This window comes from Gluconobacter thailandicus F149-1 = NBRC 100600, assembly GCF_000964465.1.
In the GTDB taxonomy this organism is placed as follows: domain Bacteria; phylum Pseudomonadota; class Alphaproteobacteria; order Acetobacterales; family Acetobacteraceae; genus Gluconobacter; species Gluconobacter thailandicus.
Genome location: NZ_BANH01000009.1, coordinates 18,657 through 42,233 on the forward strand (window position 1 = coordinate 18,657; position 23,577 = coordinate 42,233).

The following is a 23,577-nucleotide window of genomic DNA, read 5'->3' on the forward strand; positions in this document are numbered from 1 at the left end:
AGAGTTTCAGAATGCTATTCGATCTTCCAGACCCAGAAACACTTTATGCTGCACTGCTCTCCCGCGACGAATGTTTCGATGGACAGGCTTTTGTATGCGTCTCTTCAACAGGTGTTTTTTGTCGCCTGACGTGCCCCGCGCGAAAGCCAAAGCGTGAGCACTGCACGTTCTACCAAACCATCGGGGAATGCATGGAAGCAGGTTTTCGCCCCTGCAAGCGCTGCCATCCCCTTCAAGCTGCCGCACTCGCCGATCCTGCGATTTCTGTGCTTTTACAAAACCTCGAAACACATCCTGATACTCGCTGGTCAGAAGATCATATCGTCAAAATGGGTTACGACCCTTCGACAATACGGCGCAGTTTCAAGCGACAGTTTGGAATGACTTTTCTGGAAATGGCACGTCAACGTCGCCTCCGCGAAGGCTTCGAAACATTAGCAGGCGGCGGCAAGGTCATTACGGCGCAACATGAGGCCAGTTTTGAGTCCGCCAGCGCGTTCCGCTCCGCTTTTGCCCGGCTGCTGGGCTGCACTCCCGCCGAACTACGCCCCAACAAGCTTCTTCAGGCGACCTGGATACCGACCCCTCTGGGGGACATGATTGCTGTCAGCAGTCGAAGCCACCTGCATCTTCTGGAGTTTCTGGATCGCAAGGCACTCCCTACAGAACTCAAGCGTCTTCACAAGACTTCAGATGGGGGCATTGGGATCGGACGGCTCCCACCTTCAGAGCAGGCCGCGAGTGAACTGGAAGCATATTTTTCCGCCCGTTCTGATAGCTTTCAGACCCCGCTCGCCTTGAACGCCACCCCCTTCACACGCCAGGTTTGGAGTGCTTTGCAGACAATCCCGGCAGGTGAAACACGAAGCTATTCTGACATTGCACGGCAAATTGGTCGCCCTTCAGCCGTGAGGGCTGTTGCACGTGCCAATGGCGCCAACCAGATCGCACTGATGATTCCCTGCCACCGCGTGATCGGCTCAGATGGGTCTCTGACCGGATACGGAGGAGGTCTCTGGCGGAAGCAACGTCTCATCGAGATCGAAAGGCAACTCAAAACACTGAAGAAAGATCAGAACACGTGATGCCTTCACACCAAATGGCACAGAATTTTCGTAAGCTGCACACGGCCGCCGACCCACTTGTTCTTTGCAATTTCTGAAATGCAGGCAGCTGCCATAACCGCCGAAAATGCGGAAGCAAAAGCAATCGCAACAATTAGCTGAGCCCCGGACCGCAACTCAAGAGTATGAAGTCCTGCATCTATCAGCTTCCTGTTCAGTTGCTTCCCGCTTGCCGCAAGAGCGGCATCACGAAGCCTCAGGGCATCTTTTCGAGGATGTCTTTTAGGATTCCCGTCTGGGAACCAAGCACCTTGCCAGCATCCTGCCAGCGGTCTTTCGGGATGATGAAGCGGACATCATAGAGTCCATCCCAGTTGGTCAGATTAGCCATATCCATGCCGCCTTCTATCAACGAAGGCAGGACCGAGCCATAGCATCAAGGTGACGCTAGACCAGTGACGCAGCGTTAACCTGAAGTGACGCTGACTTTGGCTAAGCGTTTGTTTTTTTAGGAAAAAAGAGGACCTGGTGGAGAGAGTTGGATTCGAACCAACGTAGGCGTACGCCAGCGGATTTACAGTCCGCCCCCTTTAGCCACTCGGGCACCTCTCCGGGTCGGCGGTTGGAATATGGCGGATAGACGGCTATGTCAATTGCCTATCGTCGATTATATGATTTTTTCATGTCCAGACGCCCCTCCCCCCGTTCCGCCCCCTCGTCCCGCCATGCGGACAAAGGTCCACAACGCTCCGGCAATGCCGACCGCCCCTCACGCTCAGGAAAACCTGCGTCAGGTTATTGGATATATGGTCATCATGCAGTGGAAGCTGCATTGAACAATCCAGACCGGGTGATTCTTGAGTTTCTTGCCACACAAGAGGCAGGGGCTGCATTCAGCCAATCTTCCCGTGCCCGACCACAAACCGTCGATCGTGAACGACTGGATCGCCTCTGTGAGCGGGATGCCGTTCACCAGGGTGTCTGCCTACGCGTAGAGCCGCTTGAACCACCAACCATTCATGAGGCCCTTGAACGCCCGGGCCCGATGCTGGTCCTGGATCAGGTCACAGATCCGCGTAACATCGGCGCCATTCTTCGCTCTGCCGCGGCTTTTGGTGCGTGTGCCCTTCTCGTTCAGGATCGCAACACACCGCAGGAAAGTGGTGCCATGGCCAAGGCCGCTTCTGGCGCACTGGACCTCGTTCCCATCATTCGCGAAGTCAATCTGTCACGTGCGCTTGCTACTCTTCAATCCCAGGATGTCTGGGTTGTGGGTCTTGATGCCGGAGGCACACGCCTTGACGGAGCAAGTTTTGGGAAACGCCGCGTCGCATTGGTGCTTGGCGCCGAAGGTGCGGGACTACGTCGACTGACGCGCGAAACATGCGATGAAATTTCGAGTGTCTATATGCCTGGAAACATGGAGAGCCTCAATGTTTCCAACGCTGCGGCAGTGGCCCTGTATGAACTGGCACGACCAACTGAATGAAACATATAACACGCTAACAGAGCGTTTCGACACTTGTGCAGAGGCGGTTGTCTAGCCGCCATGCAGCAAGATCCTTCTGTATCCACAGCAAAAGCGATCCAGCCTTGCGGCATCATCTTTCTCAATGACGGCGCAAGGCTTTCCATTTTCTGACAGAACTGCGGACAACAGCCTCATATTTTCCGGAAATACGGCCCTATTTTGAAGGTTGCCTCATGGTCCCCGGATGCCATCCTGTTATTCTATCACAGCGCAACAGCATCAGCGCATAGCGGATGCGCATAGCGGATGCGCATGACATCAGAACGCCGCCTGAGCAGCCCTCAGGCGACTATCAAATCGCAATAAAAAATTCAGGCATAACGGTAATAAAAACCTGCATTCCTCTTAACGGAATTGCCTGATTTCGAAACAAAAATAATGAACCAATCACTGATTATAACAAAATCGTGAACTCATCCTGAAAACCAAAGACATCTTAAGACACAAAATAATGATGTTCTTTCAATAAGTTAACATAATTAAATTGTTAATTTTCTATCAATTTTGATGTTAATTTTTTCCTTGCACAAGAATCGTTACAGGGCATAGGTTGAAAATTATATTTTCGGGAAAGATCGTTATTGTGATCGCCATTTCCGTTAATGAAAATGCCATGGAGATCAAAAATGACAGCCTCATTAGTAAGCGTAAATGCAGGAGTCGCTACGGTCTATAGCTCTGGCGACCTCTCTTCTTTGGCTGGTCTTTCTGCACTTAGTTCTATTGTTATAACAAAAAATAATAGTACCCCTTCCGGGGATAATGTTGTCGTTGATCTGACAACTGGCCTCGCAGGAGTTCAGGCTCTCTCATCCGTTACTGTCCAGAATGGCGCCACAGCCAAGATCGGTGGTGGACTACTGAACGCTGGCGTCGGAACGTCAGTCACCGTGAATGGTGGTATTCTTGATGTTCAGGGCGGCCTCATTGGCGCCAAGGTTCTGAATGGCATTACGGTAGGACCCGCAGGCGGCGAAGTTAAAATTGAAACTACCGGCCTGAGCGTAGGTGTACTTAATCTTCCTATCAATTTTGTAGATGTGAGTGGAAATACTACGACAACAATTCCAAGTAATTTTGTAATGGATTTCCCAAGTGCTACATCCATTCCGGCTGTTTATAACTCAATAACAAATCAGACAACAATCGGTGATGGTGTAAGCTTACTGGGAATTGTCGGGGTAGGCCGCGAAATAACCCTGAGTGGAGACCCTTTCAATCTTAAATCCACAGGAACATACAATTTATTAGCGGGCGGATACACCAAGACTTTCACCCAATCTGACGGGAGCGGTGGTGTCATCACCTGTTATCTCGCAGGCAGCATGATCCAGACACCCGACGGAGAAAAAGCCGTCGAAACCCTTAAGATCGGTGATCTGGTCAAAACCTACGTAAACGGGCAGGAAAGTGCGGCTTCTCTGGTGTGGGCGGGCACGGCACATGTCACCGTTAATCCAGCCCTTCCAGATGATGCAGCCGGCTATCCGGTCCGGATTATCAAGGACGCCATTGCAACTGGCGTTCCTTCTCAGGACCTTCTTGTTACGGCAGAACACTGCCTTTTCCTGAACGGCGCCTTCACTCCTGTGCGTATGCTCGTCAATGGAAAATCTATTTTCTATGACCGCAGTATTACCAACTACGATTACTTCCACATCGAGACCAAAAATCATTCCATCATTATGGCAAATGGCCTGCTGACGGAAACATATTTGGACACTGGAAACCGGTACAGCTTCCGCCAGGAAGGAACAGTGGTCAGGCTAGGCGGCAAAGTTCGGAGTTGGGATACGGATGCAGCAGCCCCGCTTGCTGTGGCGCAGGATGACGTTCAGCCGCTGTACCATCAGATCTGCGAACGACTGGGTCTTCTGGGCTGTTCCATGGATGAGCACCCCCCATCCCTCATCACAGACCCTGACTTCCATCTCATCACTGATACCGGTCTGATCCTGCAAAAAACCCGCGAAGCAGGTGGGCGCAGCATGTTCATGATTCCTGCGTCCGTCAGATCCGTCCGTCTGGTGTCCCGGGCAAACTCCCCCCATGAGACAATCGGGCCCTTTATGAATGACAGGCGCAAACTTGGGATCTATGTGGGGGATATTACATTCTACGACTCAGGACGTTCACTCTGCCTGACAGCACAGAACGATGAGCGCGCCCAGAATGGTTGGTATGCCCGGGAAGCCGGTGGCTTCAGATGGACAAATGGTGACGCATTGCTCGTCCTCGACAACAGGCTGCCAAACAGCCTGGGTATGCTCGCCATCGAAGTTGTGGCGGGAGGACCTTACCTGCCCGACACCGCGCAGACAGAAGAACGGATCACACTGTCTGCTTAATCTGGCATTGCCATTCAAAATTGCCGGAGGTTCCTGTCCTCCGGCAATTGTTTTCAATCATTCTGCAAACGGATAATCCGTATACCCGTGCTCTCCCCGGCTATACCAGGTTGCCATCTCGTCAGGCTGCAAAGGCAGGTTTTTTGCAAAGCGCGTTGGAAGGTCAGGATTCGAAATGAATTTACGGCCGAAGGCAATTGCATCCGCGTGGTGCTGCTGAACCGCTTCCTGCGCAGCTTCGAACGTGTAGTCCTGATTAAGAATTAGCGGTCGACGGAACACCTTGCGGATTTCCGGAGAAAGCTTCGGCTGATCCGTGCTCCCAAAAGTTCCATTCAAACCCGGCTCACGGAGTTCCAGCCACGCCACACCTTGACGCTCCAGTTCGGATGCAGCGGGAATGAATACCGTTTCGGGAGCAGAGTCCATGCAGCCCTGAGTGTCTCCATTCGGAGAGAGCCTAACACCGGTCTTTTCTGCACCAATGGTCGCAATAATACGCTCCACCACCTGCGAGAGAAACCGAATTCTGTTTTCGGGAGAGCCACCATACTCGTCTGTGCGGTGGTTCGTTCCATCTTTCAGGAATTCATCGATCAGATACCCATTGGCAGCATGAAGCTGAATGCCATCAAAACCCGCTTTGATCGCATTCCGGGATGCCGTTTCATAATCGGCCAATATCCGCGGAATTTCATCGAGTTGTAGTGCCCTTGCCTGCTCATATGGCACCTTCCCGTCATAGGTGTGTGCTTGACCGGGAGCCGTCGTGGCGGACGGAGCAACCGGTTGTAGCCCCGTCACTGACGAATGAACCATCCGGCCCATATGCCAGAGCTGACAGACAATGCGCCCGCCCTTGTCATGAACAGCCTTTGTAATTGGCTTCCAGGCTTCAACCTGTTCATCGGACCAGATCCCCGGTGCATAGGGCCACCCTAATCCTTCCCGAGAAATACCAGTCGCTTCCGTGATGATGAGTCCCGCGCCTGCGCGCTGCTCGTAATACTTTGCCATGATCGGCGTCGGAACCGCGTCACGACCAGCACGGGCACGCGTAAGGGGAGACATGAAAATGCGATTTTTGGCTGAAAAGTCACCTATTTCAATAGGATCGAAAAGATCGGCCATGAAAGGGTACTCCTTGATCGAAACTTCCATAGTTCGACAACGATCGAACCATAGAAGTGTTGCGTCAATTCTACAAGGAAGGGATAAGACGCCATATGCCCTGCCATGACTCGCCCGATCTTGAGAAACTTGATCTGATCACGGTCCTTCGGGCTTTGGCCGATCCCATACGGCTGGACATCGTTCAGCGGCTTTATGGTCTGGGAGAGGCAAATTGTGCGGCCCTGATCGGATCTCGCCCCAAATCCAGCATGTCCCATCATTTTCAGGTCTTGCGGGAAAGCGGCATTCTGCACACCCGGATCGAGGGTGTGCAGCATCATAACTCACTGCGCCTGCAGGAACTGGAGGCCCGGTTCCCAGGCCTTATGGCCTCCATCCTGGGCAACATTGAAGCCGGTCAGTTACGGCGCCAGACTTCTTCCTGAACGAATACGGCGAACGTCAGCCAGACAAAGAAGGGGATCTGAAGCTTTGCCGCACAGCGATCCACCTTCTTGGCGGTGCAGATTGACGCACCAGACGTCACAACCAGCCCGATGCAGATAGCCAGCCCGGCATCAAGCCGTCGCTTGCGGAAAACGGCGAACGGAAATCCTGCTACACCGGCGACACAGATAGCCCAGAGGGACAGCGCAAGCGTCCGCTTAAAGGACGACTCTGCCCGTAACAGACGATACCCCGACCATGCCAGAAGACCGTCAAGCAATGTCCAGACGACAGCATAGACGGGAGCCGGGGGCGAAAACGCGGGTTTGTTCAGATGGTGAAACCAGCGCCGCGTTGAACCCTCTTCGGCAGGGCTAACTTCCCGCCCAAAATACTGTGCGCCGAAAACGGTTGCCGTTGCCAGAGCGGCGTCAATGATGCGTCCCATGATCTCTGTCCTGATATGATCTCACCCATGGAAACGCATCAGCGTCTGGAATGTTCAGGGTGCGCTGGCAGCAGACCCGAAATCCAGTTCGGCCACCACTTTTCCGGCATCCGGATTCCACAACAGAACCCGCTCAGAGCCCGGTCGACCAAGTGTCACGGCCATCATCCCGTCACCACGCGCTGTCACGTTGGTGATATGCTCCCCTTCAGCCAACGGCAGAGCCAGACGGGTAAAACCGTTTGTCAATGAGGTTTCCACGGTGACACCATGATGAGGATGCATCATCCGATGCGCGATCACACCGATCATGACCGCCACGCCTGCAACAATCATGACACCCATAATGATGACGGCTGCAAACAACGCTTTTGACGTCCCTGACTCGCTGCCCGTCCGATCCTCGGCTAAACCCTGATTCATGTCAGATCCTGAAACCCCGTTCCGCCTTGTTGTTGATGCCAGTCTGGCAGGCCAGCGCGTAGATCGCGCCCTCGCTGACGCCATCGGCACGATTTCCCGCTCCCGGGTCAAGACCCTTATCGAAGAGGGCCATCTGACCCGGAACGGGCAGGCTGTCCGTGAACCGGCCGATATTCTGCGCGAAGGAATGGATCTGGTCCTTTCCTTTCCCGCCCCCCTGCCGGCACGCCCGATGGCAGAGGACCTGCCCCTTACCATTCTCTATGAAGACCGGGATCTGATCGTTCTGGACAAACAGGCCGGCCTCGTCACGCACCCGGCTCCCGGCAATGAAACCGGGACCCTCGTGAACGCCCTACTCGGACATTGCGGGGAGGGTTTTGAAGGCATCGGCGGTGAAAAACGGCCAGGAATCGTGCATCGGCTGGACAAGGACACGTCTGGGCTGATGGTCGTGGCGAAGAACGCCATGGCCCATAACGCCCTGTCCGAAGCTTTCGCTGCGAGAGACATCGACCGGGCTTATATGGCTCTGGCATGGGGACTACTCCCGGCTTCAGGCGAATTCGACGGTGCCATTGGTCGGGACAAGAAAGATCGCAAGCGCATGACGGTCGTACAGTCGGGTGGGAAGCCTGCGCTGACACGCTTCAAACTGCTGGAGCCCATTCACGCCAGTGTCTCCCTGATTGAATGCAAACTGGCTACCGGCCGAACACACCAGATTCGCGTCCATCTGTCTCAGGCAGGACATCCGCTTTTGGGAGACCCGGTTTACCTGCGTCGAATCCCTGCAGCAGCGCGTGGGTTGCCACAGGATGCAAAGGATGCTGCTCTTGATTTCCCTCGGCAGGCGCTCCATGCAGCTCGACTCGGCTTCATCCACCCACGGACAAAAAAGCCGCTTTCCTTCGAAACTGCGCCTCCTCAGGATTTTCAGGACTTGAAAATGCGCCTGACAGGCTCAACCTCTAAAAGTTCTTGACCTTTTCGGCTCAGCCTGTCATAAACACTCCTATCCGACGAGCTGACGCGCCGCCGGAACGGATCGTACCACCGTGCACTGCCCAGTTTGGGGGTAAGCGGCTGGGGACGTGATAGTCCTTCCCAATGCGTCACCTGGGTGTGAGGAACCTTCCTGCCGCCAGTTCGTATGAGTCTTCATCCTCATCGGGCAAGGCAACACCCCGGGCGAAAGGAGTCGAAGACCATGGCATCTCCAGCTGTCATCTCAGTGGGTCCCGAAAGCAACCTTACCCGTTACCTTCAGGAAATCCGCAAATTCCCCCTTCTGACGCCACAGGAAGAGCTTGATCTCTCCCGTGCCTGGCGCAAGAACGAAGACACCAGTGCCGCACACCGACTGGTCACCTCTCACCTCCGTCTCGTTGCCAAGATTGCCATGGGCTATCGCGGCTACGGTCTCCCTGTGAATGAACTGATCAGCGAAGGCAACATCGGCATGATGCAGGCCGTCCGCCGCTTCGATCCGGAGCGCGGCTTCCGACTTGCAACCTACGCCATGTGGTGGATCCGCGCCGCCATGCAGGAATACATCCTGCATAGCTGGTCACTGGTGAAAATGGGCACGACCGCCTCGCAGAAGAAACTGTTCTTCAATCTGCGTCGCCTGAAAGGGCAGATGCAGGCCATTGACGACGGTGATCTGAAACCTGAGCAGGTCAATTCCATCGCCACGACTCTCGGTGTTCCCGAGCAGGATGTGGTGTCCATGAACCAGCGTCTTGCCGCACCGGATCACAGTCTGAATGCTCCCCTCCGCATTGATGGCGAAGGTGAGTGGCAGGACTGGCTGGTAGACGACACCGAAAACCAGGAGCAGACCTATGCTGCTTCCGAGGAATTCAGTGGACGGAAAGCACTGCTCGATCAGGCCATGATGACCCTGAATGAACGCGAACGTCACATTCTGGCAGAACGTCGCCTGAAGGAAGAACCATCAACGCTCGAGGATCTGTCTCACCACTACAATGTCTCCCGTGAGCGGATCCGTCAGATTGAAGCCCGTGCGATGGAAAAGCTGCAGAAAGCAATGGCTTCTGAAGTTGAACATCGCCGCCGTGAGAACGGCCTTCAGAACTGATCATCCATTTTTTCCAACAAAAGGGGGCTGCCAGCATGATGCTTGGCAGCCTTTTTTGTAGACGGCTTTCTGAAGTTCCCTAACAAAATGTTTTCTCAAACCGGAACAAGATACGCTTTCCTGACGATTACAAATAAATATATAAAGAAATGATATCGCTGATAAACTTGTAGCCAGACATCGTATTGGCAATTCCGATTTATGTTTGAGCGTCACAAAACACTTGTACTGAATTTTGTTCTGCTCTCGTTTATTTTTGTCAGCAGGTTTCAGACCTTTGGCAATCCTCTCATCCATGTTGATGAAGAATTTTACCTTTTCGGTGGAGGGCGCCTCCTCCACGGCGATCTACCCTACCTGCAGGTCTGGGACAGAAAGCCGTTCGGGATCTTTCTCCTTTACGCTTTCTTCCATCTCTTCGGCTCTTACAGAATTCTCGCCTATCAAACAGGCGCAATGGCAGCCGTATGGGGAACCGCATGGCTTCTGTTTCGCATGGGTCAGACCATTGCTCCTGCGGCAGGCGCTTTCATGTCAGCCCTTCTCTATGTGGCACTTCTGAACCTCTCACAGGGTGAAGGCGGGCAGACACCCGTTTTTTACAACCTTCCTGTAGCCGCAGCAGTCGCTCTCGTTCTTCAGGCCCTCACCCACCCAGAGAGGAAGCATCAGGACAGTCGGCTTCTTCTGGCTATGCTCCTGTTCGGCCTTGCCATGCAGCTAAAATATACCGTGGTGTTTGAAGGTATTTTTGTCGGGCTGTATAGCGTCGCTCGCATCGGGCTCACATACCGCTCTACGTCCAAAGCCATTCAGAAGGCCGCTCTGTTTGCGATTGCAGGCCTCCTGCCAACCCTTGCTGTCTTCTGCTTCTATGTGGCGATCGGGCATGGCTCAGCATGGATCTTTGCCAATCTTGAATCCATTTTCCTGCGAGGCCACGCACCTGACGAGGAAACCCGTCACCTACAGTTGCGCATGCTGAGAGCTATCCTCCCTCTCATGGTAGGGCTCATCGCGACAGCAGCCCTCGCGTATCAAAAAATATCCCAACCTCAATATCTCTATCTTACGCTCTGGTCCTGCGCCGCATGTCTGGGCATTCTCACTTTTGGGGGCTGGTATCCGCATTACGCGCTCCCTCTTGCCGCTCCTCTGGCTCTGACCTGCGCTCCTTTGTGGTACTGGAGAGCAGGTCGGGCATGGGTGCTTGCCCTGCTTTGCGCTGTTTCACTCACGGGCCAGTACAGTCTTCGAAAACATCGGCTTGAAAATGGAGACCAACAGACTTTTCAGGCGATGCTGAAGGTCATAAGCCAGAAGCCCGGTTGCGTCTTTATTTATCAGGGTCCGCCAGCGCTCTATGACACACCTTACTGGTGCCCTCTGACAAACCATCCTTTTCCTGGGCATTTCCACGAAAAAATCGAAGCACATGCAACGGGCATGGACGTCATGCAGGAAACCCGAAGGGTTCTCGCGGAAAAGCCAGCCTATATTGTGACGGAAGACCCTCTTCCGCTGCTGGAAAATTTTTCTATCCGAAATGAAATTTTCCGAGAAATCAGAGCGAGCTACACATCAGTTTATAGATTCCAGGGCCGGAACCATTCAATTTACATCTACCGCCACATCTGACGTAAGCCCTACTTACTGCGAAAGCGGGACCGCGAGCGCCAGACCGCCTGCCACCGTACCCGCCCCTTTTCGGTGCTGGTCTGCATGATTTTCCGCAGCAGCGTCGTCTATCGTGCCAACCTTGTTCGAAAAGAAGTCTGGTTTGAGATAGACATCTGACTGGGTCGCATCCCTGGGCCCCTCAATATTTTCGTCTGGCAAAGGTGCCGCCCCGAACCCGGCCGCCATCTGCTTTGCTGCCACGCTCACCCTCTGGTGCTCCAGACTATGCATCAGTGCGGCTCCCTGCCTTGGATCAGCCGAGGCCGCCTGAGACAGCGACACGTCAAAAGGATGCGTAAAAGCGGCAAACGGCTTCTTGTCGGACAAACCCGACGGCACCGCCTCAGCAGCCAGTGCGTTACACGAGCCTGTCGCCAGAACGAACAGGGGAAAGGACCTCAACAAAGCAGGCATAAGGCGCATCAGGCGGATTCCAGCAGAACGGAAGGCTGAAAGCAGTGTGCTGAGTCGCAGCTCCTAATTACAATTAGAAAAATTAGAAAGTTTCATGACGTCACAAAACGTGATCGGTGCATACGCCAAGTTTGGATTCTACATGTAAAGCCTGCTTGACATTCTTATTCAAAAAGTAAAGTATCCTTTACAAAAAGAGAGATAAGAGATGCTGTATGGTCGACAATATCTCATTGAACTTGGCAGTGCTGTGACCCTGTATGTTGTGTTGCTGTTCGGAGCCAATTACCTGGAACGCGCACTCCACCCCCCATTCCCAGTAAAAATAGCTCTGGCGCTCACCCCCATGCTGGGAGCTCTAGCTGCGGCATGGGCCATCATGCGCGCAATCTGGCGAATGGATGAATTGCAACGGCGCATTCAGCTGGATGCGATCGCAATGTCATTCCTGGGAACTGCCCTACTGACTTTTGCCTGGGGCTTCGCTGAAAGTGCTGGTCTGCCTCAGCTCAGAGCTTTTGCGGTCTGGCCGATTATGGGCGCTCTCTGGTGGATCAGTGGCATTGTCGCCCAAAGACGTTATCGGTGAACAATTGCCTCAAGGAACTTCGGGCAGAACGCAGCTGGAGTCAGGCTGATCTGGCCGCAGCGCTGGCTGTTTCAAGACAAACGGTCAACGCCATCGAAAAAGGACGCTATGATCCGAGCCTCCCTTTAGCTTTCACGATTTCGCAACTTTTCGGGCGTAGAATTGAGGAAATTTTCTTTCCGTAAGGTCATCCAAAAAAAGCGGGAAGGTTACCCTCCCCGCTTTTGAAATTCAGTCCAGACCGAGTTGCTGGCCTGTCGTACGGAGCACTTCAATGCCCGGAAGGATCTTGCCTTCAAGCCATTCAAGGAACGCACCGCCAGCCGTTGAGACGTAGCTCATCTTGCCGGCCACACCGGCATGGCGCAGAGCGGAGACCGTGTCGCCACCGCCAGCCACAGTCCGCAACTTGCCTTCCTGCGTCAGGCGGGCCGCTTCCTGTGCGACTTCAACCGTTGCACGGTCAAAGGGCTCAATCTCGAAAGCACCAAGCGGGCCATTCCAGACCAGCGTCTTCAGAGTTGCCAGACGCTCGTTGATCAGCTCGACCGTACGCGGACCAGCATCGAGTATCATGGCATCAGCCGGAACCTCACCGATCAGGCAGACCGAACTCTCGGCACCAGCCTTGAACTCGCGCGCCACAACAGCATCGACCGGCAGCACGATCTCACAGCCCTTTTCCTGCGCAAGATGCGCAATCTTGCGAGCCGTTTCGTGCATGTCGGCTTCCTGCAGGGACTTGCCCACAGCAATACCTTCCGCTGCCAGGAAGGTGTTGGCCATCGCACCGGTGATGAACAGCGTGTCCACCTTCTCGATGACGTTGCCAATCAGATCCAGCTTCGTGGAAATCTTGGATCCACCGATGATGGCACCAACCGGACGCTCCGGATTTTCCAGCGCGGCCGACAGAGCAGACAGTTCAGCCTGCATCAGACGCCCGGCGAAGGACGGCAGATCGTGCGCGACGCCTTCGGTCGAGGCATGAGCGCGATGAGCCGCCGAGAACGCATCATTGACGAAAATATCGCCATTCTCTGCGAGAGCCTTGGCGAAAGCCGGATCGTTGGCTTCCTCACCCGCATGGAAGCGCGTGTTTTCCAGAACCAGCACGTCCCCATCCTTGAGAGCGGCAACAGCCGCCTCAACGGTTGGACCAACGCACTCAGGAACAAAGGTCACGGGCTTACCCAGCACTTCGCCGAGCTTCTCGGCGATTGGGTGCAGGGACATGCTCGGAACGACCTTGCCCTTCGGGCGGTCGAAATGGCTCAGGACCACAACACGTGCGCCCTTGTCGGCGAGTTCGCTGATGGTCGGGGCAACGCGCTCGATGCGCGTGGCGTCAGTGATGACGCCGTCATGCATCGGCACGTTCAGATCAGCCCGGACGAGCACGCGCTTACCACGTGCCTCCAGGTTATCGAGCGTGCGGAACACCATGGTTCAGAGGCTCCCGAAAACGGCGGCCGTATCCGCCATACGGTTGGAGAAACCCCACTCGTTGTCATACCAGGCGCAGATGCGAACAAGCTGGCCGCCATCGACCAGAGCCGTCTGCGTGGCATCGAACGTGGAGGATGCAGAGGAGTGGTTGAAGTCCGTGCTCACCAGCGGATGCGTATTGTAATCCAGCACGCCCTTGAGCTTGCCTTCGGATGCAACACGCATGACTTCGTTCACGGCCTCAACGGAAGCCGGAGCGGTCGTCGGCACGAAGTCGAGGGACACGAGAGACACGTTCGGTGTTGGAACACGGATGGCTGTACCGTCCAGCTTGCCCTTCAGGTGCGGCAGAACCAGGCCAACAGCCTTCGCAGCACCCGTGGACGTCGGGATCATGTTCAGGGCAGCGGCACGGGCACGACGCGGATCCTTGTGGAGCGTGTCCACCGTACGCTGGTCACCCGTGTAAGAATGGATTGTGACCATGTAGCCACGCTCGATGCCGAATGCTTCGTCCAGAACAGACGCAACAGGTGCAAGGCAGTTCGTGGTGCAGGAGGCGTTGGAAATCACCTTCATATCTGGTGTCAGAACATCATCGTTCACGCCGAAGACGATGGTCGCATCGACACCCGTTGCCGGAGCCGAGACGATCACGCGCTTTGCGCCGGCTTCCAGAAGGGCAGCAGCCTTTTCACGGGTCGTGAACAGGCCCGTGCACTCCATGGCAACGTCAATGCCTTCAAACGGCACTTTGGACGGGTCACGCTCGGCAGACACCTTGATCGGCCCATAGGTGCGACCATTGGCTTCAATGATGAGCGCATTGCCTTCAGCGCGAACCTTGCCCGGCAGGCGGCCGTGAACACTGTCATGGCCCAGGAGATGCGCGTTCGCCTCTACCGATCCCAGATCGTTGATGGCCACGACTTCAACGTCCGTACGGCCGCTCTCAATGATGCCGCGCAGAACGAGACGTCCGATACGTCCGAAACCGTTGATCGCGATTTTTACCGCCATGCCTGCCTACTCCGCTATTCTGACGAAAGGGCATCATCCATAGCATCGCTACAGGGAAGCAACAGGGGGTCGGCACAGTTTTTCATGAACTTGGTGCGCTTAATCTTGCCGAAACCCTCCGTTCCTGCGACGGTCCCGCACAATATGGCTGCAATTATCCGCAATTTTTGTTCCTTCCGAGGCATCATGGCTCCACGTGCCCTTCTTCTGGCGGGAAGCATCCTGCTGGTGACTCCCCTGCTGGCTGGCTGCAAGCTGATTGATCAGCGCACGTTCAACCCACAGGCCGGCAAGCCGCCCAAGCCATACGTTCCGCCGGCCCCTCCTGCACCAAAGCCAAAACCACCTTTCCTGCAGATCGAGGACGGAACACCGGAATCCGATTACGGACCCATCGTAGACAAGGCTGTCAAAGCCGCGCTTGCCCGCAAGGAGAACGTCCTGTTCATTGTGCAGCTTCTGGTCCCGCTGCAGGATGATCCCGCAGCGCAGGCCAAGGCCATGACGGATGCAACCCAGGCTGACCTGGAGCCTGTGGCCCGACGCATCAACACGGCCGGTGCACAGCCTATCCAGATTGAGATGCATGCCGTAGCAGACGGTTCCGTCAAGCATCCCGTGGTCCGGGTGGACGTTCGCTAACCAAATGGAAAAAGAAACCTCCTTATGGCAAATGCGATCTGCGCAGTTCTGACACGAAATGCCGCTCCCCTTCTTGGAGAGTGGCTGGCCTGGCATCTGTCCCTCGGATTCGAGCGGATTCTTGTCGTGGATGCGGGTTCGACAGACGGCACACAGGCCATTGCCCGAGCTGCCGGCAAGGTTGGCCCCGTAGAACTGCTGGACTGCGTACTTCCCGACACCCTGTCATCAACAGAGCGTCGCGAGGCCTTGACCGCGGAGGCCATTCGTCTTGCACGACAGGATCAGGACTGGCTTCTGATCCTCGATGCGGATGAGTTTCTTGATCCATCGTCAACGCTGGATGACCTTCTGAACACAGGCCGCACCGCGGACGGAATTGCCATCAACTGGTGCGTCTACGGCCAGCCAGTTCAATCGGTGACCGGATCGTGCCTGATCAGCCGCTTCCACTATCGGAGCACGCCGGCATTTTCTGACAATGGTTTTGTCCGTATTCTTGCCCGCACATCAGCTCTGGAAACCGTTTCAGACGCTGTCTTTTCTGGCCTCCCCATGGATAACCTTGTCCACGCCGATGGGCAGGATTTCACGCATTTTTCCACACCCGCCCGGTGGAATGGTGCCCGTATTCTCCATTATGTCTGGGCCGGTGATCCTCATATGCCATCTCATCTTGCCGCCCATTATCTTTGCCAGGATCAGGAAGACCGCTCCCCAGAACGGAGATTAGACGGGATGCTTCCAATACGGGACGCGCTGACAGGAGCCGTGACCCAACAGGGTCTGGAAACACTGTTGGCCGGTTTGGGAGAAAGCCTGCGTACGATGCTTGCTCCCACTCCCGAGAGCGTCGCAACCATTCCGGACGAAGGGCATCATGCCTCATTCTCGTTCCACCGCGTCCGCCCTTCCGAGCGTGAGCGGCTCCTCCTGACACCTCAGGCCGCGCCACTGCCGAGCCGGACAAGAACATGCTTCCTGCAGGATATGTCAGGCCGCTTTTTAACGCTGACAGAATCCGGAACACTAACAACCCGTTCTGATGAAGAAGGTCTCGAACCAGACAAGAAACTGATCGCTGTGTATCAGGACAGTCATCCCGATATCCTGACGCTACTGTCTCTGGATGGACGCCCAGTCCGCTACGCAACAGGCGCTTTGCAGCAGCCGGTACTCCGCATACAGATGGCCTCCGACGATACCGTGCATTTCTTCGTCAATGATGCTGTTGGGGATCAGGCCTTCAAGAAAATACCGGCAAAGCTGGCGCTTTCACCTGCTCCACTTTCGTTGCCCGCCTCGGATACGCCAGAAGGCCTGTCTCTTCCGGGCTTCTGCACATGGCTCTTTTTCCATCCGAACCGCTCACTTCTGGACGTCGCCCGGGTTGCAACCACATTGTCTGAAGAGGGTCGTGCCGCGCTGGGCCAGGCTGCCCCCGAAATCGGGACGCTCCTCTAGGATCAGAGAAAGCGCGGCAGCAACCATCCCAGAAGCAAACCAAACCCGAGGAGGACAAGGCCATTTCTGAGCTTTGTTCCCCAGGCCGGGCCAGGCGGCATAACCGCCATGGACGTCGCGCTTTCCCGGAGCGCAACAATTTCTTCCTGCTGCGCCCGCGCTTCCTCCTGCTGCTGCCAGAGGCGCCCGCTCATTCGGCGGATATAATGCCCGGCATCGGCTGGTGTAGTGGCAGCGTGGTCAACGAGACGCTCGGCCAGTGTCCGATTGGCTGTATGCCCTACGCCAAGGACGCGATGCGCCTGACAGTTCGCAAGGGCCTCAAGAACAGCCGGATGTTCGAACACCGCAAATTCCGACGCATCCCCACCGCCGCGGATCAGAACAATAATGTCTTCCCGACACGTCCCGATAGCATCGGCAATACGATGCGGGTCTGTCATCGCGACAGGGAGTGCCCGAATGCGGTCTGACCGCCATCCCCCCCCCAGCCCCTGAAGAAAATCTTCCGTCACAAGAGCATTGGAAGAGGCAGAATGGATCAGCAGAAGCCTTACTTCCCGCCGCTCAGGATAAGGATGGAATTCCCAACTCAGTCCCCGAAGAACATCAAGAAGCGATTTTTCCGCCCGATCCACCTTCTGCCTTCCGGGATCGTAAGGTTCAACGGCCAGTGCCTCAAAACGAAGCGCAACCTGCCCCCGCAGATGTCGCGCCCTCAGAAAACCCGTCACCCGTACATAATCACCCGCCCGAACATCTGCCGCCGCCAGGATGGTCTTGGTGGCCTCAAGCGAAATCGACGTTCCAAGCTGTGGGTCCGTCAGGGGAAGCTGATAATATTTTCGGTAAGCATTAGGCGCGACATCGCCCAGTTGCCCGGCGACAACGAGCGGGAACCCCCATTCTTCAAACCGGGCACAGATCTCATCCAGACGGGCCGTGAACAGATCCTGAACCTGAAGAGGGGTCAGAACTGGCAGGTTGGCCATGTCACCTGATGCAGAATCAGTTCGGGTGCGTCTCGGAAAAGCGTCCATCCCGCACCATATGGAGTAAGAACAGATGTTCTCACAGAGGGTGAAAGCGCCCTCAGAGCATTTTTTTGCGTATTTTCAGAAGGTTGATCCGTCTTGAGCGTTTCTTCCCCCGAAGAGCTTCTCCTGCGACTTCAGAAATCCCGTTTCAGAGCCCGCTTCCATCTGGACGAACAGGCGCGACAGTATCTGGAAAACCGGGGATTGGACGCCGTCATGGAACACGGCGCGGCGTTCATTCGGGATCGGCTGGCTCCGGCCCATCCTCCACAGGACGGAAAGCAGACCCCCATGCGCGGCCATCCGGTGTTCATTGCCCAGCACGCTACCGGCTCCTGCTGTCGTGGATGCCTGTCAAAATGGCACGGTCTCAGCGCCGGAAAGCCCCTGACGGAGAAAGACCAACAGGCAATCCTGGCTGTTCTCCGCGCCTGGATCCTAAGGGATATGGGCGCGAACGTTCCATTATCGCCCGCTCAGGGTGCGTTGTTCTGAAGCCGCTTGGCTCGCGGCAGAAAACGCTCGGCCAGCAGGATTACCACAATCGCAAATGCGCCCATTTCGATCTGTGAGCGCGTCTCAGGCTGGATCATCATGGCAATAATCGCCATGCCAATCAGGGCCAGAGCCACATAGGCCCCGGTAGCCTTCTGCGGCATGATTTTCAGCCGCCCGAAAACAAGAAGCGCATTGTTGAACAGCATAAAACCGCCCGTCAGGCTAACCAGAACAGCAAAGATCAGACCCGGCGACAAAACAGCCGTCGCTGCAACAAAGATGGATGCTCCAACGCTGGCCAGAAGGGCGCGACGGGGAAGCTGCGTTTTAGGCTCGACCACAAGGAAAGTGGATGGCGCATCGCCTGTTTCCGCAAGTTCATACAGAATACGGGACGTCACATAGATCCCGGAATTCAGGCTCGACAGAGCAGCAACAAGAATGACGATCCCCATCGCCAGCCCGGCAAAAGGCACATGGAAACGGTTCAGAACCAGCAGGAAGGGTGACTGCCCCGGCACAATATCGCTCCATGGAACAAGACACAGGATCAGCGAAATGGTGACGAGATAGAAAACACCAATGCGCAAGGGAATGGTGCGGGTCGCGCGCGCGATATTCCGTTCCGTATTGTCGGACTCAACGGCAGCGACGGTCGCAATTTCGCTTCCTCCCATGGAAAACAGGACTGTCGGAATGACAGCCAGGAGCGCGAGGAGGCCATGCGGCAGAACACCTCCATGACTAAACAGATTCTCTTTCACCGGAATGGAATGAGCACCGAGTGCCCAGAAACAAATTCCGCTGAATACAATGATGGCCAGGACCTTGATGGCTGAAAACCAGTACTCGAACTCACCGTAGCCTCTGACGGAGAGCAGATTGACGGCTGTCATGGCACCCAGCACCAGCAGTTCCAGAACTGCATAAGGAACGGGAATATAGGGTGTAAGCATGGACGTGACGGCAATCGCTTCAACACCGATAACCGTCACCCAGGTCAGCCAGTACGTCCAGCCCGCCACAAAGCCAAAACGATCCCCGAGGGCATAACGGATCTGCCCCAGAAAGGACGCCCGTCCCGGCGTCAGGGAGGACAGATCCCGCATCATGCTGTTGACCAGCCAGACCAGAAGTCCTGCCAGAACGTAAGACACAATGACCGCCGGGCCACCCATTGAGAGAGCAGCAGATGAGCCGATGAAGAAACCAGCACCGATCACGCCACCCAGAGCAATCATGACAATGTGCCGTGTTCTCAGACTGTGGGCGAGTTGGTCTGGTTCAGTCATGAAATGTCCCTGTCAGTGGTCCGTCAGACCGGAAGATCCCTGTTGTCCGCCAGGGTTTCCATGGTCATGTAAGAGGTAATGGCGTCCAGCTCGACCTTGCTGATGATCTGCTGATAGACACGATCGAAATCGTTCATGTCACAGGCCACGACCTTGAGAAGGTAATCATACTCACCGGCAATCCGGTAAAAATCAACGATGTTTGGAATCGAAACGACCACGTTGCGGAACGTTTCGAACCATTCGCGTGAATGATGGCGCGTTCGCATCAGAACAAACACCGTCAGCGTCAGCCCCAGAGCCTGTGCATTAAGCCTGACGGTATCGTGGCTGATAATTCCGCTCTCTCTCAGGGCATTCAGGCGCCGCCAGCAGGCATTCTGCGACAGACCGACCTGTTCGGCCAGTTCACGCTGGGATGGCGTTCCCTGCTTCTGGAGGATGCGGAGGATGGCGCGGTCTGTTTGATCGATGATTCTGCTCATAATGGTGTAAATGACAACAAGAAACCAGATTTCGTCTACAAGAAAGGTGCGGCTTTTCCCATTTTAGTGAGATATTTTCTGTCCATCGGATCAGGGAAGGACCAGGCAGCATGGAAACGATCGGCAGTCTTGAGAACAGCGCAACGGCACTCGCGCAGTTTGAGCAGGCCCTGCGTGCCACGGGACGTAATGCCCTGCGCAAAGGTGTTCTTGGAGACGGCACGAAGTTCATGAGCCCATTTGGCGTACAGTCGATGCTCTATGCGGATTACGTCGCATCCGGCCGCGCCCTGGTTCAGGTCGAGACCTTCGTGATGAACGAGGTTCTCCCCTACTACGCCAACAGCCACACGGAAGCTTCCCTGTGTGGTGCCTACATGACCCGGATGCGTAATTCGGCCCGTGCCACGATCGCACGGCTGTGTCATGCGCCAGAAGATCGTTTCACGACCATCTTCATGGGCAACGGTGCAACGGCAGGGCTGAACCGTCTCGTACACCTGCTGGAAATTCCTGCCCGCTGTGCGGCTGGCAATCGCCCGGTCATTTTCATCGGCCCTTACGAGCACCATTCCAACATTCTTCCCTGGCGGGAAAGCGGTGCGGAAATTATCGAAATCCCGGAAGCCGCCGATGGCGGTCCGGATCTGGCCATTCTTGAAAAAGCTCTGACGTCCTGCGATGAAGGCCGCCTGAAAGTCGGCTCGTTCTCAGCTGCCTCCAATGTCACCGGCATCATGACGGACGTGGACGCCGTCACGGCCCTTCTGAAGACACACGGTGCGCTCTCGATCTGGGACTATGCAGGCGCTGCCCCGTATCTGCCCATCGACATGAAGCCGGGAACGACCGTGGAAAAGGATGCGGTTGTTGTGTCCTGCCACAAATTCATCGGTGGACCAGCAGCATCCGGCGTTCTGATTGTTCGCAATGACGCTGTCACGCGCTGTGGTCCAGTGCTCCCCGGCGGTGGCACGGTCAAATTCGTTTCTCCGTGGAATCATGATTACTCCACCAACCTCGCCGCCCTTGAAGAAAGCGGAACTCCGGACGTCATTGGCGACATCCGTGCGGCGCTGGCATTCATCGTCAAGGACGTAATCGGTCAGAGCTTCATGGATAAACGGAATGCCGAGCTTCGCGCACGGGCCGTTGCACGCTGGAGCAAAAACCCGAATATCAGAATTCTGGGCCATGCCACGGCAAAAGCCCTGCCGATCTTTTCGTTCCAGATTCGTGATACCGCTACGGGTGGTCTCATCCATCAGCAGCTTTTCACGCGTATGCTTTCGGACCGTTATGGCATTCAGGTTCGTGGTGGCTGTGCCTGTGCCGGCCCCTACGCCCATCGCCTGCTTGATATTGACGAGACTGCCTCCGATACGATCCGTCAGGCCATTCTCTCCGGTCAGGAAATCGAGAAACCAGGCTGGACGCGCCTCAACTTCAGCGTGCTGATGGATGATGCGAAAGTAGACCGTATCCTGGATGCTGTGGATGAACTGGCGCTTGATCCCCATTCCGTCGCCGACGCGTACGAGTGCGATGTTTCGACGGCCCGCTTCCGCCCCAAGGCTGCCGCCTGATTCAGACAAGGTCGATCTTCTGCGATCCCTTCATTTCCAAACTCATACGGGGCATCTTCCTGGCTAATAGCAGAAAGGTGCCCCGTGAAGACTTTGACCGCCGCCGAAACACGAAAGCTGCTTCCGTTTCCTGATCTTGTGGAAACGCTGCGTAGCGCGGTCCGGGATTATCACAACGGTCAAATATCCTGCCCTGAACGCATGGTCGTTCCAACGATTGATCGTACCGGAACAGTCATGTCCATGATCGCTTGTGCGCCCGATATCCTCACTACCAAACTGCTGACGCTCTATAACGGCAACACGGCGCGAGACCTTCCTGCCATTCAGGGACAGGTCACTTGCATGGACGCCATCGACGGACGTTTTCTTTTCTCATTGAATGGCGTTGCCACGACAGAACGACGGACCGCCGCCATATCCATGCTTGGGCTGGAACGTTTCCGTCCAGCTGGCCTGAAAACCGTTCTTCTTATTGGCACTGGCGTACAGGCCAAAGCCCATCTCGAAGCACTAAACGCGCTTTATCCCGGGATCACGGTTTATATTCGAGGCCGCTCCGCCGAGCGCGTCATCGCCCTCATAGAAAGCCCTGCATACCGTGCCCTGCAACTGCGCAATGCCGATCGGGAATACTTTGACCCAGATGTGGTCATCACCGTTACCAGTAGTCAAAGCACCCTTTATGATGAGCCCCCGGTTTCTACACGGCTGATCATTGGTGTTGGGGCTTATCGGCCTGAGATGATTGAAATCGGTCCGACTATCGTCAATGGCAGTACCTGTATTGTGGATGACCCGATCGGTGCACCCTCAGAAGCAGGCGATATTATTCAGGCAAGGAAAGACTGGAGGGAGGTCAAACCTCTGGCCGCTTATCTGTCAGGTAGCGAGAAGCCGGAAGGTCCGGTTTTCTTCAAGAGTGTCGGCTGTGCCGCCTGGGATCTGGCCGCCTGTCGCCTTGCCCGACGAACGTTAGGTCTCTAGCAGCCCAACGCCCGGCAGGGAAAAGCCAGTCTTACCGGAGCCAATTTTACCAGAGATAGACAAGCTTCATGTAATAGGCGTTCGTCTCAGGCACGTTTCTGCCATCGACGGAATGAGAATACCGCCCGGTCAGGGACACGCGCTTGGAAATGTTAACCATGGCACCAACGCCAAGAGCAACTTCACGGCCGCTAGACTCGCTCACCCAGCTATTGGCCGTATTATCCCGCATTCCTGCCGTATTCTGCCAGTCAAACGCAAAGAACGGTTCGACGATCTTACTTGCCTTCCAACTGAAACGAAGGTTGGAATGAAAGACTGTTCCTGGCGAATAGCTGTGTTCACCGGTTTTGTGCTTGGTCGAAGCTACGATCGCACCCAGATCACCATCAAAGCTGAAATGCTTCCACTCGTAATCGAACATGAAGCTGGAAAGATTTGACCAGTAATTCGGGGACAACGCATCCCGCGTGCCAACAGGCGTCTGCATGAACGTCTGGATACCAAAGGTGCTGTGCGCATTCGGTTTGAACCAGACGGCAGGGCCGACAATCGTCGGGCCAAGGCCGCCGTAATTCGTGCCTTGTGAAAGCACAAAGCTCTCCGACTGAATGACCTCAAACGCAAATCCAACATGTGGAATGGCGTCAAAGCTACGGAAGTGCACATATTTGGTCATGCCAGCCCAGGTGTGACTCCCGCCAGTCGGCTGACGTCGGCCACCGCTATCGTAAGTGCTGCCGGCAGCGTTCCCGTCTCCGTACTGTACGAGCACGTTGAAGGGTTTGAAATCGACCGGCAGGTCATATTCATGCGGGCCAATAATAGCCAGCGGAATATCAGCAGCATGGGCCGTAACGGCTGGCAGAAGGGAGGATGCGGGCAATAGGAGACTCAGGGCCCGGAGACACCCTCCGGACCAGATCGTGCGAACCATGACATTTATTTCCGCTGGA

At 55.4% G+C, this 23,577-nt stretch carries 25 protein-coding genes and 1 tRNA gene; 14 read left to right on the plus strand and 12 right to left on the minus strand.

What is annotated here, in order from left to right:
- The first annotated feature begins 11 nt into the window (after positions 1-11).
- Positions 12-1,085 carry a bifunctional transcriptional activator/DNA repair enzyme AdaA gene (locus B7444_RS03255; RefSeq protein WP_007284108.1) on the plus strand — a complete coding sequence of 358 codons (1,074 nt, stop codon included), beginning with the start codon at positions 12-14 and terminating at the stop codon, positions 1,083-1,085.
- A gap of 235 nt (positions 1,086-1,320) precedes the next feature.
- Here the strand turns inward: B7444_RS03255 and B7444_RS17335 are convergent, their stop codons facing one another.
- Both B7444_RS17335 and B7444_RS03265 read right to left on the minus strand, forming a co-directional pair.
- Positions 1,321-1,455, minus strand: coding sequence for a hypothetical protein (locus tag B7444_RS17335; protein WP_261766715.1), 135 nt, complete (start codon positions 1,453-1,455; stop codon positions 1,321-1,323).
- A gap of 135 nt (positions 1,456-1,590) precedes the next feature.
- A tRNA-Tyr gene (locus tag B7444_RS03265) sits at positions 1,591-1,676 on the minus strand.
- A 34-nt stretch (positions 1,677-1,710) separates the two neighbouring features.
- Here B7444_RS03265 and rlmB point away from each other — a divergent pair.
- The gene (gene rlmB / locus B7444_RS03275; RefSeq protein ID WP_186810578.1) at positions 1,711-2,553 is read left to right on the plus strand and encodes a 23S rRNA (guanosine(2251)-2'-O)-methyltransferase RlmB; all 843 of its coding nucleotides are present in this window, start codon (positions 1,711-1,713) and stop codon (positions 2,551-2,553) included.
- 668 nt (positions 2,554-3,221) lie between these two features.
- On the plus strand, positions 3,222-4,943 hold the full coding sequence (locus tag B7444_RS03280) for a Hint domain-containing protein (RefSeq protein WP_231502782.1): 1,722 nt from the start codon (positions 3,222-3,224) through the stop codon (positions 4,941-4,943).
- Positions 4,944-5,000: 57 nt separating this feature from the next.
- Here the strand turns inward: B7444_RS03280 and B7444_RS03285 are convergent, their stop codons facing one another.
- The gene (locus tag B7444_RS03285; RefSeq protein ID WP_035729207.1) at positions 5,001-6,074 is read right to left on the minus strand and encodes an alkene reductase; all 1,074 of its coding nucleotides are present in this window, start codon (positions 6,072-6,074) and stop codon (positions 5,001-5,003) included.
- A gap of 95 nt (positions 6,075-6,169) precedes the next feature.
- Here B7444_RS03285 and B7444_RS03290 point away from each other — a divergent pair, with 95 nt between their 5' ends.
- A complete protein-coding gene (locus B7444_RS03290) occupies positions 6,170-6,502 on the plus strand; it encodes an ArsR/SmtB family transcription factor (protein WP_007284117.1) in 333 nt (110 codons plus the stop codon).
- Here B7444_RS03290 and B7444_RS03295 read toward each other — a convergent pair.
- Together B7444_RS03295 and B7444_RS03300 are read right to left on the minus strand one after the other, a co-directional pair.
- Positions 6,475-6,951 (minus strand): TspO/MBR family protein, encoded by a 477-nt coding sequence (locus B7444_RS03295; protein WP_007284118.1) that lies wholly within the window; start codon positions 6,949-6,951, stop codon positions 6,475-6,477. The genes B7444_RS03290 and B7444_RS03295 overlap by 28 nt on opposite strands.
- Positions 6,952-7,005: 54 nt before the next feature.
- Positions 7,006-7,374, minus strand: a complete 369-nt coding sequence (locus B7444_RS03300) for a hypothetical protein (RefSeq protein ID WP_016737816.1) — start codon at positions 7,372-7,374, stop codon at positions 7,006-7,008.
- Between B7444_RS03300 and B7444_RS03305 the strand changes: the two genes are divergently transcribed.
- From B7444_RS03305 to B7444_RS03315, 3 genes are all read left to right on the plus strand, one after another.
- Entirely contained in the window at positions 7,373-8,359 is a 987-nt protein-coding gene (locus B7444_RS03305) for an RluA family pseudouridine synthase (protein ID WP_007284120.1), read from the plus strand. The two genes, B7444_RS03300 and B7444_RS03305, sit on opposite strands and share 2 nt — an antisense overlap.
- 225 nt (positions 8,360-8,584) lie before the next feature.
- Positions 8,585-9,478 carry an RNA polymerase sigma factor RpoH gene (gene rpoH / locus B7444_RS03310; RefSeq protein WP_016737817.1) on the plus strand — a complete coding sequence of 298 codons (894 nt, stop codon included), beginning with the start codon at positions 8,585-8,587 and terminating at the stop codon, positions 9,476-9,478.
- A gap of 201 nt (positions 9,479-9,679) precedes the next feature.
- Positions 9,680-11,116: a glycosyltransferase family 39 protein gene (locus B7444_RS03315; protein ID WP_007284122.1), complete on the plus strand. Its 1,437-nt coding sequence runs from the start codon at positions 9,680-9,682 to the stop codon at positions 11,114-11,116.
- Positions 11,117-11,128: 12 nt separating this feature from the next.
- On the opposite strand, the gene B7444_RS03320 is transcribed toward B7444_RS03315, so the two are convergent.
- A complete protein-coding gene (locus B7444_RS03320) occupies positions 11,129-11,581 on the minus strand; it encodes a hypothetical protein (protein ID WP_007284123.1) in 453 nt (150 codons plus the stop codon).
- Positions 11,582-11,780: 199 nt separating this feature from the next.
- Between B7444_RS03320 and B7444_RS03325 the strand changes: the two genes are divergently transcribed.
- The gene (locus B7444_RS03325) at positions 11,781-12,161 is read left to right on the plus strand and encodes a hypothetical protein (RefSeq protein WP_007284124.1); all 381 of its coding nucleotides are present in this window, start codon (positions 11,781-11,783) and stop codon (positions 12,159-12,161) included.
- Positions 12,158-12,346 carry a helix-turn-helix transcriptional regulator gene (locus tag B7444_RS03330; protein ID WP_007284125.1) on the plus strand — a complete coding sequence of 63 codons (189 nt, stop codon included), beginning with the start codon at positions 12,158-12,160 and terminating at the stop codon, positions 12,344-12,346. The genes B7444_RS03325 and B7444_RS03330 overlap by 4 nt, the downstream gene beginning before the upstream one ends.
- Before the next feature lie 46 nt (positions 12,347-12,392).
- Here the strand turns inward: B7444_RS03330 and B7444_RS03335 are convergent, their stop codons facing one another.
- Both B7444_RS03335 and gap read right to left on the minus strand, forming a co-directional pair.
- Positions 12,393-13,607, minus strand: a complete 1,215-nt coding sequence (locus B7444_RS03335; protein ID WP_007284126.1) for a phosphoglycerate kinase — start codon at positions 13,605-13,607, stop codon at positions 12,393-12,395.
- Positions 13,608-13,610: 3 nt separating this feature from the next.
- Complete coding sequence (gene gap, locus B7444_RS03340) at positions 13,611-14,630, minus strand: type I glyceraldehyde-3-phosphate dehydrogenase (RefSeq protein ID WP_007284127.1); 1,020 nt, start codon at positions 14,628-14,630, stop codon at positions 13,611-13,613.
- A gap of 186 nt (positions 14,631-14,816) precedes the next feature.
- On the opposite strand from gap, the gene B7444_RS03345 reads away from it, so the two are divergent.
- A complete protein-coding gene (locus B7444_RS03345) occupies positions 14,817-15,272 on the plus strand; it encodes a hypothetical protein (RefSeq protein WP_016737819.1) in 456 nt (151 codons plus the stop codon).
- A 24-nt stretch (positions 15,273-15,296) separates the two neighbouring features.
- Entirely contained in the window at positions 15,297-16,736 is a 1,440-nt protein-coding gene (locus B7444_RS03350; protein ID WP_007284129.1) for a glycosyltransferase family 2 protein, read from the plus strand.
- 2 nt (positions 16,737-16,738) lie between these two features.
- Here the strand turns inward: B7444_RS03350 and B7444_RS03355 are convergent, their stop codons facing one another.
- Positions 16,739-17,728 (minus strand): exodeoxyribonuclease VII large subunit, encoded by a 990-nt coding sequence (locus tag B7444_RS03355; RefSeq protein WP_007284130.1) that lies wholly within the window; start codon positions 17,726-17,728, stop codon positions 16,739-16,741.
- A 141-nt stretch (positions 17,729-17,869) separates the two neighbouring features.
- Here B7444_RS03355 and B7444_RS03360 point away from each other — a divergent pair, with 141 nt between their 5' ends.
- Complete coding sequence (locus B7444_RS03360) at positions 17,870-18,268, plus strand: DUF4186 domain-containing protein (protein WP_007284131.1); 399 nt, start codon at positions 17,870-17,872, stop codon at positions 18,266-18,268.
- Here B7444_RS03360 and B7444_RS03365 read toward each other — a convergent pair.
- Positions 18,250-19,563: an amino acid permease gene (locus B7444_RS03365; RefSeq protein WP_007284132.1), complete on the minus strand. Its 1,314-nt coding sequence runs from the start codon at positions 19,561-19,563 to the stop codon at positions 18,250-18,252. The two genes, B7444_RS03360 and B7444_RS03365, sit on opposite strands and share 19 nt — an antisense overlap.
- Before the next feature lie 23 nt (positions 19,564-19,586).
- The gene (locus B7444_RS03370; protein ID WP_007284133.1) at positions 19,587-20,048 is read right to left on the minus strand and encodes an Lrp/AsnC family transcriptional regulator; all 462 of its coding nucleotides are present in this window, start codon (positions 20,046-20,048) and stop codon (positions 19,587-19,589) included.
- A gap of 110 nt (positions 20,049-20,158) precedes the next feature.
- Between B7444_RS03370 and B7444_RS03375 the strand changes: the two genes are divergently transcribed.
- Together B7444_RS03375 and B7444_RS03380 are read left to right on the plus strand one after the other, a co-directional pair.
- Positions 20,159-21,634: an aminotransferase class V-fold PLP-dependent enzyme gene (locus B7444_RS03375; protein WP_007284134.1), complete on the plus strand. Its 1,476-nt coding sequence runs from the start codon at positions 20,159-20,161 to the stop codon at positions 21,632-21,634.
- Between the two features lie 84 nt (positions 21,635-21,718).
- Positions 21,719-22,621, plus strand: a complete 903-nt coding sequence (locus B7444_RS03380) for a delta(1)-pyrroline-2-carboxylate reductase family protein (protein ID WP_007284135.1) — start codon at positions 21,719-21,721, stop codon at positions 22,619-22,621.
- Between the two features lie 46 nt (positions 22,622-22,667).
- Here B7444_RS03380 and B7444_RS03385 read toward each other — a convergent pair whose 3' ends face one another.
- Positions 22,668-23,558: a transporter gene (locus tag B7444_RS03385; RefSeq protein WP_035729212.1), complete on the minus strand. Its 891-nt coding sequence runs from the start codon at positions 23,556-23,558 to the stop codon at positions 22,668-22,670.
- Positions 23,559-23,577 lie beyond the last annotated feature (19 nt).

What these genes read in the sequence shown, in the direction of transcription:
- B7444_RS03255 (WP_007284108.1), top strand. Translation starts at nt 12, where the DNA reads ATGCTATTCGATCTTCCAGACCCAGAAACACTTTATGCTGCACTGCTC.
- B7444_RS17335 (WP_261766715.1), bottom strand. Translation starts at nt 1,455, where the DNA reads ATGGCTAATCTGACCAACTGGGATGGACTCTATGATGTCCGCTTCATC.
- rlmB (WP_186810578.1), top strand. Translation starts at nt 1,711, where the DNA reads ATGTCAATTGCCTATCGTCGATTATATGATTTTTTCATGTCCAGACGC.
- B7444_RS03285 (WP_035729207.1), bottom strand. Translation starts at nt 6,074, where the DNA reads ATGGCCGATCTTTTCGATCCTATTGAAATAGGTGACTTTTCAGCCAAA.
- B7444_RS03300 (WP_016737816.1), bottom strand. Translation starts at nt 7,374, where the DNA reads ATGAATCAGGGTTTAGCCGAGGATCGGACGGGCAGCGAGTCAGGGACG.
- B7444_RS03370 (WP_007284133.1), bottom strand. Translation starts at nt 20,048, where the DNA reads ATGAGCAGAATCATCGATCAAACAGACCGCGCCATCCTCCGCATCCTC.
- B7444_RS03295 (WP_007284118.1), bottom strand. Translation starts at nt 6,951, where the DNA reads ATGGGACGCATCATTGACGCCGCTCTGGCAACGGCAACCGTTTTCGGC.
- B7444_RS03345 (WP_016737819.1), top strand. Translation starts at nt 14,817, where the DNA reads ATGGCTCCACGTGCCCTTCTTCTGGCGGGAAGCATCCTGCTGGTGACT.
- B7444_RS03365 (WP_007284132.1), bottom strand. Translation starts at nt 19,563, where the DNA reads ATGACTGAACCAGACCAACTCGCCCACAGTCTGAGAACACGGCACATT.
- B7444_RS03280 (WP_231502782.1), top strand. Translation starts at nt 3,222, where the DNA reads ATGACAGCCTCATTAGTAAGCGTAAATGCAGGAGTCGCTACGGTCTAT.
- B7444_RS03325 (WP_007284124.1), top strand. Translation starts at nt 11,781, where the DNA reads ATGCTGTATGGTCGACAATATCTCATTGAACTTGGCAGTGCTGTGACC.
- B7444_RS03350 (WP_007284129.1), top strand. Translation starts at nt 15,297, where the DNA reads ATGGCAAATGCGATCTGCGCAGTTCTGACACGAAATGCCGCTCCCCTT.
- B7444_RS03305 (WP_007284120.1), top strand. Translation starts at nt 7,373, where the DNA reads ATGTCAGATCCTGAAACCCCGTTCCGCCTTGTTGTTGATGCCAGTCTG.
- B7444_RS03290 (WP_007284117.1), top strand. Translation starts at nt 6,170, where the DNA reads ATGCCCTGCCATGACTCGCCCGATCTTGAGAAACTTGATCTGATCACG.
- B7444_RS03315 (WP_007284122.1), top strand. Translation starts at nt 9,680, where the DNA reads ATGTTTGAGCGTCACAAAACACTTGTACTGAATTTTGTTCTGCTCTCG.
- rpoH (WP_016737817.1), top strand. Translation starts at nt 8,585, where the DNA reads ATGGCATCTCCAGCTGTCATCTCAGTGGGTCCCGAAAGCAACCTTACC.
- gap (WP_007284127.1), bottom strand. Translation starts at nt 14,630, where the DNA reads ATGGCGGTAAAAATCGCGATCAACGGTTTCGGACGTATCGGACGTCTC.
- B7444_RS03335 (WP_007284126.1), bottom strand. Translation starts at nt 13,607, where the DNA reads ATGGTGTTCCGCACGCTCGATAACCTGGAGGCACGTGGTAAGCGCGTG.
- B7444_RS03385 (WP_035729212.1), bottom strand. Translation starts at nt 23,558, where the DNA reads ATGGTTCGCACGATCTGGTCCGGAGGGTGTCTCCGGGCCCTGAGTCTC.
- B7444_RS03320 (WP_007284123.1), bottom strand. Translation starts at nt 11,581, where the DNA reads ATGCGCCTTATGCCTGCTTTGTTGAGGTCCTTTCCCCTGTTCGTTCTG.
- B7444_RS03355 (WP_007284130.1), bottom strand. Translation starts at nt 17,728, where the DNA reads ATGGCCAACCTGCCAGTTCTGACCCCTCTTCAGGTTCAGGATCTGTTC.
- B7444_RS03375 (WP_007284134.1), top strand. Translation starts at nt 20,159, where the DNA reads ATGGAAACGATCGGCAGTCTTGAGAACAGCGCAACGGCACTCGCGCAG.